Origin of the sequence: Nostoc sp. (genome assembly GCF_041747015.1) — a bacterium.
Taxonomy (GTDB): Bacteria; Cyanobacteriota; Cyanobacteriia; order Cyanobacteriales; family Nostocaceae; genus Nostoc.
The window spans coordinates 24,166-35,817 of sequence record NZ_JBGTFY010000334.1 but is presented as its reverse complement, the minus strand read 5'-3'; the positions used below and the strand labels follow the sequence as shown (position 1 = coordinate 35,817).

Sequence of the window (11,652 nt, the reverse complement as noted above, 5' to 3'; positions counted from 1 at the left end):
GTGACACTCCTACACTTCTCTAGCGAGTAAGTGTAGGCTTCTCAGTCGCTCCGAAGAACGAGTAGAACTTCTTTCAGGAGTTAACTCCCTACAGCGTTTTAGAGTGAGGTACGTGTCCTGCCCCACTTGTACAAATCAACGATTTATACGTCCTATGTTCCTTGAAAATTTTACATACAGGAGGCGGATACCCGGACTAGCCTGCCAGCATCACTTCCCTGTAAAACCCCTTATTTTCACTTGTCTAGGTTCAGATTTTGCCAGCATTTTCGGCTGTGCATAAATAGGATTATACAATCAATTAACAGGTCATTGCGTGAAGAGTTTGTGAATTACGGTGCTGGTAGATTCTCTCGCCAAACATCATTCACCTACCGCACCGCAATTCACGCGGCATTCCTCTCAACGCCTCCGAAACGGTAGGCGTGAGGCTCCTGCCTATCTAGCTGAAAAACAGTTATTTTTCTATCGTCTTCACAGATAGCCTTCATGTCTGCTATTTCAACTCATCCTTATCTACATCATCCTGGTTATGGGAATGTTTAGTTTTTTCTTGGGACTTGATTGAGCCAAAGCTATAGGCCATAGCTATTTTCACTATATCAAAGTATGCGGGGTGATTATCTTTGTTTACGATCGCCAAAGAGATAGATCCTGCAACTAAGATTACTAAAATCGGTGAAAGTGTTTCTCCCTGAAAGCCGTTGCTGTTCTTTGACATGATATAATCTCCAAATGTAAAGTTAAGAGAAGCTTTAGGATGAGTCTTAAATAGCAAACTCTGTTCTATTAACCCCAAGACTCAATAATCATGGCGATCGCAAATAGACAAAACAGGGATACTGCTATCCTCGCAAACCATATCCATATACTTACGGATAACAACATTGCAACTATCGATACAGCGCCAAAAACGTGAGACAAAACAAGAGCGATCGCCAAACCCAGTAGAGTCAGCAGAAAATACTTCAGTCCCTTACCAGTCCAATTGAGCAGCATATTATTGTCGTCTTTGAGAATTTTCATAGTTGTTGTCCTGTTTTGAGAGTTAAATCTAAGCAGCTGTTAGGGCTACCTCGACTATCCTAAAAAAAGAGCCAATACTTGAAAGCACGTAGCAGTCATTCCAAACCTGAATCAAGTTTGAATACCAACAACAGTGGTTTTGGTATTTACAAATGGTGAAAATAAACAATTCATTGTTAAGTGTTTAATGCTCGTAATGATGCAAAACGCACACTACGCGCATCAAACCCTAAAATACAATTCCTGTAGACAACAGACTTTGAATGCTGGCCTTTTTCAAAATCGATTAACGGTTCCAGCTTTGGACTTTACCTCTTACTCACTAAGTTTTGGTAATTCAACCCTAAACTCACTAAGTTGCCTGACTTGCCTGGGTTGAACTCACTATAAAATAACTTAGTTACCTAGTCAAGTAAAACTGAGAAAATTATTTAAAAAGTCATAAGATACTGACTTAACAACGCCTGATCATCACCAGACAATAGTTCAAGCGTCACTCTGAGCAGATGATTACCTCACCTAGTGAGGTAAGATTGGAGTGTAGTTTGTCATAATGTGCGGATGAGTGAGATTCCCGAAGACTTTCTTTTGGCTTTAGCCCAAGAACGAAGTGTGTCTAGCAGTGAGCTAGAGGTGTTACTATATGCTGCTCAAGACAAATCGCCAAATGCGATCGCCCAAGAATTGGGTGTCAGCGCCGAAGCGGTACGCAAAAGATTGAGCGAGGTTTACAAAAAATTCCAAGTGAGTGGCGGTGGACCGGGTAAACTCACTAAGTTACAGCAAATTATTGAAAGTGAATATCAAGCATCTTTGCAGACTATAGAAGCGACTGCCAACAAGCGTCAAGATTGGGGCGAAGCACCAAGTATCCGTGATATCTTCTACGGACGGGGAACAGAACTGTCTAACCTTAAGCAGTGGATTGTCAATGATAAATGTCGATTGGTAGCACTACTAGGCATGGGGGGAATTGGCAAAACTGCTTTGTCTGTAAAACTGGCAGAGGAAGTTCAAGAGAATTTTGATTACTTAGTTTGGCGAACTCTCCGCAATGCTCCACCCATCAAAGAAATGTTAGCGAATCTGATCCGATTTCTATCTGATGAGCGAGAAACGAATTTACCAGAAACCGTAAATGGTAGAGTCACGCTGCTGATTAATTATTTACGAAAGCGGCGTTGTCTTGTGGTGTTAGATAATGCAGAGACAATTTTGCAACCAGGCATGAGCGTAGCTTCTTCGCAGGAGGCTCGCGCCGGATGCTATCAAGAAGGATATGAAGGTTACGGTCAACTACTTAGACGGGTAGGGGAAGAACCTCATGAAAGCTGCTTGGTGATTACTAGCCGCGAAAAACCGAAAGAATTTGCACCTTTAGAGGGCAAAGCATCACCAGTCAGAACAATATCATTACTTGGTGTAGGAGAAACAGAAGGGCAAGAAATTCTCAAAGATAAAGGCTTATCTGGATCGCCGCAAAACTGGGCGAAATTAGTTAAGAATTATTCAGGCAATCCATTGGCTTTAAAGCTAGTCTCTGAGACAATCCGAGAATTATTTGGTGGGGATATTGCTACCTTTTTAGCCGAAGGAGAAATAATTTTTGGTGACACTCGTAATTTATTAGACCAGCAGTTTGAACGCGCCTCAGAGCTAGAAAAAGAAATTATCTACTGGTTGGCAATCAAGCGTGAGGCAATTTTGCTAGAAGAATTGCTAGATGATATTGTGCGTCCCTTAGCAAAAAGAGAATTACTGGAAGCACTAGAATCACTGCGGCGGCGATCGCTCATTGAAAAAAGCACAGCACTGTTCACCCTCCAACCTGTGGTTATGGAGTACATCACAGAGATCATAATTGAACAGGTTTGTCAAGAAATTACTACAGGTGAAATCGGACTATTCATGAGTCATGCTCTAATGGGAGCCACTGTCAAAGATTATGTCAGAGATATTCAAATTCGCCTGATTTTGAAGCCAATCATCAAAAGATTGTTCAGTGTTTTTAGCACTCAGAGAAATATTGAAGACAAGCTAATGCAAATTCTGGAACCCCTGCAAGACAAATTTGTTGTCAAACCTGGATATGCTGGGAGTAACGTTCTCAATCTACTGTGTCAATTACAGACTGATTTGACTGGTTATGACTTCTCCCATCTAGCTGTTCGGCAAGCTTATCTACAAAACGTAAATCTGCATCAGGTTAGTTTTGCTCACAGCGACCTAACTCGGTCTGTCTTTGCTAAAAACTTTGCCACGGTGTTGTCAGTAGCATTTAGTCGAGATGGTCAACTTTTAGCTACAGGAGATGCTAACGGTGAGATTCGCCTATGGCGAGTTATTACTGGTCAACAACTTTTGCTTTATCAAGGACACACTAATAAAGTTTGGTCAGTTGCTTTTCATGCCAATGGTACAACCCTAATTAGCGGCAGTGAAGACCAAACAGTGAAAATCTGGGACGTTCAGAGCGGTGAATGCCTCAAAACACTCTTAGGGCATACAGATAGAATCTGGTCAGTAGCTTTCAGTTCTCAAGGTGATGCGATCGCTAGTGCTAGTGAAGACCAAACCGTGAAAATTTGGGATGTCAAGAGCGGTAAATGCCTCAAAAGTTTGAGGGGTCATATTAATGGGGTAAGGTCAGTTGCTTTCAGTGCCAATAGTACAACTTTAGTTACTGGTAGCAAAGACCAAACCGTGAAAATTTGGGATGTTCAGAGCGGTAAATGCCTCAAAACACTGTTAGGGCATACAGATAGAATCTGGTCAGTAGCTTTCAGTCCTCAAGGTGATGCGATCGCCAGTGCCAGTGATGACAAAACAGTCAGGGTGTGGGATGCTAACACTGGGAAGTGCGTCAAAATTTTGAAAGGTCATACTAATTGGGTATGGTCAGTAGACTATAGTCCTTTAGGGGACATGATAGTCAGTGGTAGTGATGACCAAACAGTTAGACTGTGGGATGTAAACACTGGTCAGTGTCTAAAAACTTTGCCTGGACACACAGATAGAATCTGGTCAGTAGCTTTCAGTCCTCAAAATCAGACAATTGCTAGTACCAGTGATGACCAAACAGTAAAGCTGTGGGATGGGAATACTGGTAGATGCTTGAGAACTTTGAAGGGTTACACTAATTGGGTGTGGTCTGTAGCTTTCAGTCCCGATGCTCAAATCTTAGCCAGTGCCAATGATGACTACACAGTCAGACTGTGGGATGTAAACACTGGTGAGTGCCTTAAAACTTTGAAGGGTCATACCAATGGAGTGCGATCGGTCGCCTTTAGTCCCGATGGCCAAATCCTAGCTAGTGCCAGTGATGACCAAACTATCAGGTTGTGGGATGCTAATACTGGTATATGTTTCAAAACTTTGAAGGGACATACTAATTGGGTATGGTCAATTGCCTTCAGCCCCAATGGTCAAATCTTAGCTAGCGCTAGTGACGATCAAACAGTAAAGTTATGGGATGTGAATACTGGTAAATGCTTCAAAACTTTGTTAGAAGACACTAACAGAATATGGTTTGTAGCCTTTAGTCCCAAAGGTGACATTTTAGCTGGTGCTAGTGAAGACCATACAGTGAAATTGTGGAACCTTAGCAGCGGTCAATCCCTAGAACCTTTGAAAGGACACACTAATTGGGTAAAGTCAGTAACATTCAGTTCTGACGGTCAAATGATCGCCAGTGCCAGTGAAGACCATACAGTGAGATTATGGAAGGTTAGCACCAACGACAGCCCAGAACCTCTAGAACCTTCTTTGAAGGAACACACCGATAAAGTCCGAGCCGTTGCTTTCAGTCCTCAAGGTGATAAAATCACCAGTGAGACTGATAAAGTTAGCTACATTTTGGCCAGTGCTGGTGATGACAATACCCTGAAAATCTGGGATGTGAACACTACTAAATGCCTTAAAACGCTGCAAGGGCACACCAAGAGGATATGGTCAGTCGTTTTCAGCCCCAATGGACAATTTCTAGCTAGTGGTGGTGAAGACGAAACTGTGAGGATATGGAATGCAGACACTGGTCAATGTTTGAAAATTCTTAGTATCGCCAAACCATATGAGGATATGGAGATTACAGGCTCTATCGGTTTAACAGTAGCTCAGAAGGCAACACTAAAAGCTTTAGGGGCAGTGGAAGATGCAGAGCAAAAATAAAAGGTAAAAGGATAAACTTTGCCTTTCTTTCATCCCTTTACCTTTTTTATATACCTGATGCTTATTTCATGTTAGCCCTTGCGTCCCTCACTGCGGCAAAGAAAAATAATCCTGTGAGTGGAATGCTCAATGCTAGGATAATCGCCGTGACTGGGACACCAAAATCTGGTTGTCCGTAACTGAGTTCAAAAATTGAACCTACGGCTGCGATCGCACTTACACAAGCCCCACCTAAGAACAAACCGCTTTTTGGAGTTAAATACACTACTAGCCCCCTATGCTATTGGTTTCACCGCTTGATACGAGAAGCCATTTTTAGATAGCTCCTGGGCCAAAGTCAAGGAGTTTTGCACACGATCTACAAATACCACGCCGTTGAGGTGATCCATCTCGTGCTGAATGCAGCGTCCCAAAAGGTCATTAGCCTTTAATGTCCGAGGACGACCGTACTCGTCTTTATAGGCAATTTCCACGACTTCGGGGCGCTTCACATCCAGGTATACATTGGGAATGCTTAAACATCCTTCTTCGGCAACGCAGATGTCGCGGCTTACTTGTTTGATTGTGGGGTTAATTAACACCAAAGGCGGGTTAGCTGGGTTCTCTGGTTCTAAATCGATGACAATTAATTGTTTGTGAATTCCTACTTGGGGTGCAGCCAAACCAATGCCATCTTTGCTGTACATAGTTTGCAGCATTTCGCGCACCAGTTGGCGGAGTTCGTCATCAACTTTAGAAATCCGCTTTGCAGCTTGACGCAGCACGCGATCGCCTAAATAATGAAGTTCCAAAGGTGGATTTTTTAACTTTTTTTTCTCTACAGCAATTTCAGAGGGCATGAGTCTCGATGGCTAGATGGTGAAAATTCTTACTACTTCAATTCTATCAAGCTAGAGAATGGGGAATGGGGAATTGGGAACTATGAATTACGAATTACGAATTACTGACTGGGGTAATGTATGTTTAAATCTCTAACGAAACTTGACTACTTACTCAAAGAAACTTTCCTCGGTTTACTGCGCGGAGGTTGGATGAATTGGGCAGCTGTGAGTACTGTGACGGTGTTATTGTTTTTATTCGGCTTGAGTTTGCAAACCTCTTGGCAAGTCGAAAAACTCCTCTACCAGTTTGGTAGCCAGCTAGAAGTTTCAGTTTATCTCGAACCGGGTACGCGGATCGAAAGCATTGAACTACTCCTAGCAGAAATGCCAGAGGTAGCGGCGATGCAAACCATAACTAAAGAGGAGGCTTGGACTAAATTAGTTAAGGAGATGAGAATTTCTGATATTGAAGGTGCTACACAGCAGTTAGGTGAAAATCCTCTAGTTGATGAGATGAAGGTGAAAGCCCGTAATTCTCAAGTTGTCCCAACTTTAGCAACACGGTTGGCTAAGTTACGGGGAGTTGATACGGTGCAGTATATGGATGAAGCAGTTAAAAGGATTGCCCAGTTGCACCAAGGTCTAAACTGGATTAGTTTAACAATTACAATTATTCTGACCTTAACAGCGATCGCTGTTACTAACACGACAATTCGCCTGATTGTGATGGCGCGACGCCAGGAAATTGAAATTATGCAATTAGTGGGAGCAACTTCCGCTTGGATTTACCTCCCGTTTATTTTACAGGGAATTACCTTTGGTTTAGTTGGTGGTGCGATCGCTTGGAGTTTTATTTCTGTGATTCAACAGTTTCTTAGCAAGTTGCTAGTCAATCAACCTGAGTTTATCCAAGTTATCACTAACGGGGTGCAACTCACTTCAACACAAATTTTATTATTGCCCTTGATTCTCTTGAGTTTCGGTGCAACTGTCGGATTAATGGGGAGCTTATTTGCTGTCCGACGTTTTGCAAAGGGTTAGTCATTAGATAATGGCGAATTTCATGACGACTATGCCCTATGCCCAATTTTAAAATCTTTGAGCATTTGTCGAAGTCTTTGTCGCCAATGGGGGGGATATGTTCCGATAACTGAAATTTTTTCACAAGCAAGGACAGAATAGGCAGGGCGACGGGCTGATGTGGGATATTCGGCGGTTGTAATAGGGATAATCCGTTCAACTTTTAAAGGGAAGCCTAACTCTTGGGCTTCTTCAAAAATGGCAACGGCAAAATCATACCAGCTAGCAACGCCGCTATTAGTGTAGTGATAAGTGCCGCTAATTTCTGGGGTTAACTGGGAAATCATCTGGGCGATGACTGCGGCTATATCTTTCGCCCAGGTAGGGCTACCAATTTGATCGGCGACGACACGAATTTCTTGACGTTCTGCACCTAGTCGCAACATAGTTTTGACAAAATTACTTTTGCCAAAGGTTCCATAAACCCAAGCTGTGCGGAGGATGAGGTGATGGGCGCAAGTTTCCCGAATTGCTTCTTCGCCAGCGAGTTTAGTTTTACCATAGACACTCAAGGGATTAGTCGCATCGGTTTCTTGGTAAGGGCTACACCCATTGCCATCAAAAACATAATCAGTCGAAAGATGAATTAGACAAGCTGCTAATTTTTGGCTTTCTTGGGCAATAATTAGAGGTGCGATCGCATTAATAGTGGTAGCAAGTTCAGGTTCGCTTTCGGCTTTGTCTACAGCAGTGTAAGCAGCAGCGTTAATGATGATTTGCGGTTGCTTGGAGCTGATAATGCTGCGGAGGGTATCAGGCTGGGTAAGGTCTACTGTCGGGCGTGCCACTGAGATAATATTGCCGTAGAATGGGAGGATTTGTTGCAATTCTTGACCAATTTGACCGTTGCTACCAATCAGCAGAATTGATTTACTCATGACTGATTATTTCTCGAATTTAATGCGATCGTAAATCTGACAACGGGAGATTTCGCAGTTGGCTGAAACTAAAGTTAAAACTCCATCTTTATCATCGAATTCTTTAAATAGCCAGTTACCTTATGTGGTTTTGCTAAACTGTTCACTGTGTATTTTGTATTGGTCAATTAATACATATTCTTGAAATTTGGGAATAGAGCGATAATAGGTAAATTTATCTCCGCGATCGCGGGTGCTAGTGGATTGGGAAAGAACTTCAAAGATAATGCTAGGATTAACTACTGTATCAGTGCGTCCTTCCTCAAATATGGGATCGCCTTTAATAATTAAAATATCTGGATAAGTATATTGAAGGTAGTGGGGAATCCACAGACGCAGATCACTTGTGTAAACGCGATAATTTTGCTCCTTAAGAGCAACGGTGAGAGCAATTATTAAGTTAACAACAATTTGGTTATGATTTAGAAAACCACCTGTCATGGGTATAACTTCTCCACCTCGGTATTCATTGCCATATTCTACGCTTTCTTCAACAGCAAAATATTCCTGAATTGAGTAGCGACGAGATGTGCTTTGAACTGGCATAGCATTAGAATTTGGGTTGCTTGGATCTTAGCGCTATAGCTTTAAGTTAACAAAAGTGGTTAATCAAATATTTCAGCAGTTTTCAAAGTTTTACCCGCTTGGTCTTTAGCTGATAAAATAGGTGGCGCAGTCAGAGGCCAATCTATAGCTAAATCTGGATCGTTCCATAAAATTGTGCGATCGCTTTGGGGTGCGTAGTAATCTGTAGTTTTGTACAGAACTTCGGCTATTTCTGAAAGTACGAGAAAGCCGTGAGCAAAGCCTGGTGGTATCCACAGTAGGCGCTTGTTCTTAGCACTGAGTTCAGAACCCACACATTTACCAAACGTAGGAGAGCTTTTTCTAATATCTACGGCTACGTCAAAGATAGTGCCGACAACAGCACGAATGAGTTTCCCTTGAGGTTGTCGAATTTGGTAGTGCAATCCGCGCAGAACGTTTTGCTTTGAGTAAGAGTGGTTATCTTGGACGAAGTTCGTAATAATACCTGTCTGTTGAGTAAATTTTTGGTGGTTGTAAGCTTCAAAAAAGAAACCGCGATCGTCTGCAAATACTTTTGGTTCAATTTGTAAAACTTCAGGAATTTTGGTAGATGTAATGCTCATTAATATTATTTAGAGTAATATGCCACGGTGTGAATTTTGAGAGTAATTTAATCCTTATATTTTACAGGTAGTCGGTTAACACTTCGACCGTGGCTTTTTCTATCTTTAACAAATAAATCACGTTAGTTCGATTTGACAATCATCACCAATTAAGAATCGTAAGGCTTTGGGGCGACGGGGTGCAAGAGTCAATTGTGCCCGTTGTCCAATCACGCTATCAATGATTCGCTGATCAATTCCAGCAATTTTAGCACTTTCTAAAATAACACTGTTTTCTAAATCGGTATCAATGAGGGTGGCATTGTTAGCAATACTACTATAAGGGCCAATAAAACAGTTTTCTAAATGACAATTGCTACCAATGACTACTGGCCCCCGAATTGTGCAGTTAATTACTTTAGATTTTTCACCAATTTGGACTCGCCCACTAATCTGACTTTGGGTATCAACTTCGCCAACAACTGATGCTGTCAGATAGGTATCTAGAATCAATCGATTAGCTTCTAATAAGTCATCTTTTTTACCAGTATCTAACCACCAACCTTGAAGATTGTAGGCTAAAACTTGCTTTTCCTGATTAATTAAGTATTGAATAGCATCAGTGATTTCTAGTTCGCCTCTGTTGGAAGGTTGGATATTTGCGATCGCATTATAGATGGTGTCAGAAAAGAAATAAACTCCTACCAGTGCCAAATTTGAAGGAGGAACTTTGGGTTTTTCAATTAACTGTAATACCCGTCCTGTTTCATCTACCTGAGCCACACCAAAGGCGCTAGGGTTGGCAACGGAACGCAAGAGAATCAAAGCATCTGGCTGTTTTTGGCTAAATTGTTCCAGAAAGTAACGTAACTCACCTAGTTGAATCAGGTTATCGCCCAAATACATCACAAAGGGAGAATCACCTAAAAAAGGACGAGCTACTTGAACCGCATGAGCAAGTCCGGCTGGCCGGTCTTGTATGATATAGGTGATGTTAGCTCCAAAGTATTCTCCATTTCCAGTTTTCGCTTGGACTTCTGCCCCAGTTTCCGGGCTGATAATAATGCCAATATCAGTAATACCAGCAGCGATTATTTCTTCAATGCCATACCATAAAACAGGTTTATTAGCAACTGGTACAAGTTGTTTTGCTCCGCTGTAGGTGAGGGGACGTAGGCGTGTACCTTTACCGCCAGAAAGAATTAGTGCTTTCATAAGGATTTGTTATTGGGCATGGGGTATGGGGCATGGGGCATTGGAAAAACACTTTTTGTCCCCTCATCTCCACTAGCTAACAGATAAATTTTGAGAACTCAACGGTATTATTCTACACGTACCGGGATAGTACTTCGACGGTTGCTTTTCCTGTTTTTTCCCAACTGAATTCTTGGGAGTGAGTAATACCTTGGCTAGAAAGGCGCGATCGCAACCCCAAATCAGTTGCAATAACCTGCATCGCCTCTGTAATTTCTCCGGTGTTGTAGGGATTGATCAGAATCGCCGCATCGCCAGCCACTTCTGGTAGGGAGGAGAGATTGGAAGTAATGACAGGAGTACCACAAGCCATCGCTTCGAGGACAGGTAAACCAAAACCCTCCCAGAGACTAGGGAAAACGAGAGCGATCGCTTGATTGATGATTTTTGGTAATTCGCCCTCAGGAATATAGTCGAGGAACTTCACTTGATGAGTTATACCTAGTTCTGCAACTTGGGCTTGTAAAACTGGGGTATAACGGCGATCGCTGGGTCCTACTAACCATAGTTCATAGTCTTTGCAGTTGGGTAACGCCGCAAAAGCACTGATGAGTCGCTGGATGTTTTTATAGGGGTCTTGGCGTCCGATATAGAGAAAGTAGTTGCTGGTGGGGAGGTTAAGAGGGCGGAAGTGAGTGCGATCGTGCGCTAAAAGAATCGGAGTAATTTTACTAGCCGGAACGTGGTAAAAATCGATAATGTCTTTAGCAGTGGCTTGGGAATTACAAATGATGTGTTCCGCTTGCTGGAGAACTTGGGGAATGTAGTAGCGATGGTATGGTATTAGGGGGGAGAAGCGCTTGGGAAAACGTAGCGGTATGAGGTCGTGAAACATCACGACAAAGTGACAGTTGCTATAAAGGGGTGCTTCTGGGAGGGGGGAGAATAAGAGGCTAGATTTGAGTTGTTTATAGATTTTTGGTAATTGAAATTGTGTCCATAATAGGCGGTTAAAATGTCCTTTTGTGCCTTGAGCAGGAGTCAAATTATCTGGAACTGAGTAGTAGTTAAATTCAGGATATTTTTCTGCTGTTAATAGGGTAGGTTGAAGATGTTTTAAATAGGGAAAAAGATTTTTTGCATAGTTGCTTATGCCTGTTGTTTGGGAAAAGAGAATGGATAAATTTATAATTAATTGATTAGAGGAAATATTATTTACTATATTCATTTAGTATTTTTTTAATTTGCCTATAATGCTTATAAAATAAAAATTTTTACATAAATTCTTAAAGATTTAGATAATACTACGGTAACTTC

At 42.0% G+C, this 11,652-nt stretch carries 11 protein-coding genes; 2 read left to right on the top strand and 9 right to left on the bottom strand.

The features are described from left to right. Positions 1 to 496 precede the first annotated feature (496 nt). Together ACEW80_RS27120 and ACEW80_RS27115 are read right to left on the bottom strand one after the other, a co-directional pair. Positions 497 to 721, bottom strand: coding sequence for a hypothetical protein (locus tag ACEW80_RS27120; protein WP_373529579.1), 225 nt, complete (start codon positions 719 to 721; stop codon positions 497 to 499). Positions 722 to 789: 68 nt separating this feature from the next. Continuing rightward, a complete protein-coding gene (locus tag ACEW80_RS27115; protein ID WP_373529578.1) occupies positions 790 to 1,026 on the bottom strand; it encodes a hypothetical protein in 237 nt (78 codons plus the stop codon). Positions 1,027 to 1,587: 561 nt separating this feature from the next. On the opposite strand from ACEW80_RS27115, the gene ACEW80_RS27110 reads away from it, so the two are divergent. Beyond that, a complete protein-coding gene (locus tag ACEW80_RS27110) occupies positions 1,588 to 5,193 on the top strand; it encodes an NB-ARC domain-containing protein (protein WP_373529577.1) in 3,606 nt (1,201 codons plus the stop codon). A 61-nt stretch (positions 5,194 to 5,254) separates the two neighbouring features. Here ACEW80_RS27110 and ACEW80_RS27105 read toward each other — a convergent pair whose 3' ends face one another. Both ACEW80_RS27105 and def read right to left on the bottom strand, forming a co-directional pair. Beyond that, a complete protein-coding gene (locus ACEW80_RS27105) occupies positions 5,255 to 5,458 on the bottom strand; it encodes a hypothetical protein (protein WP_373529576.1) in 204 nt (67 codons plus the stop codon). A 10-nt stretch (positions 5,459 to 5,468) separates the two neighbouring features. Further along, entirely contained in the window at positions 5,469 to 6,032 is a 564-nt protein-coding gene (gene def, locus ACEW80_RS27100) for a peptide deformylase (protein ID WP_373529575.1), read from the bottom strand. A 120-nt stretch (positions 6,033 to 6,152) separates the two neighbouring features. On the opposite strand from def, the gene ACEW80_RS27095 reads away from it, so the two are divergent. After that, on the top strand, positions 6,153 to 7,055 hold the full coding sequence (locus ACEW80_RS27095) for a cell division protein FtsX (RefSeq protein ID WP_373529574.1): 903 nt from the start codon (positions 6,153 to 6,155) through the stop codon (positions 7,053 to 7,055). Between the two features lie 29 nt (positions 7,056 to 7,084). On the opposite strand, the gene rfbD is transcribed toward ACEW80_RS27095, so the two are convergent. From rfbD to ACEW80_RS27070, 5 genes are all read right to left on the bottom strand, one after another. Next, positions 7,085 to 7,972 (bottom strand): dTDP-4-dehydrorhamnose reductase, encoded by an 888-nt coding sequence (gene rfbD / locus ACEW80_RS27090; RefSeq protein WP_373529573.1) that lies wholly within the window; start codon positions 7,970 to 7,972, stop codon positions 7,085 to 7,087. A gap of 120 nt (positions 7,973 to 8,092) precedes the next feature. Further along, positions 8,093 to 8,557, bottom strand: a complete 465-nt coding sequence (locus tag ACEW80_RS27085) for a Uma2 family endonuclease (protein WP_373529572.1) — start codon at positions 8,555 to 8,557, stop codon at positions 8,093 to 8,095. A 59-nt stretch (positions 8,558 to 8,616) separates the two neighbouring features. Continuing rightward, positions 8,617 to 9,162, bottom strand: a complete 546-nt coding sequence (gene rfbC, locus ACEW80_RS27080) for a dTDP-4-dehydrorhamnose 3,5-epimerase (RefSeq protein ID WP_373529571.1) — start codon at positions 9,160 to 9,162, stop codon at positions 8,617 to 8,619. A gap of 117 nt (positions 9,163 to 9,279) precedes the next feature. Further along, entirely contained in the window at positions 9,280 to 10,356 is a 1,077-nt protein-coding gene (locus ACEW80_RS27075; protein ID WP_373529570.1) for a glucose-1-phosphate thymidylyltransferase, read from the bottom strand. A gap of 112 nt (positions 10,357 to 10,468) precedes the next feature. Then, a complete protein-coding gene (locus tag ACEW80_RS27070; protein WP_373529569.1) occupies positions 10,469 to 11,563 on the bottom strand; it encodes a glycosyltransferase family 4 protein in 1,095 nt (364 codons plus the stop codon). Positions 11,564 to 11,652: the final 89 nt, after the last annotated feature.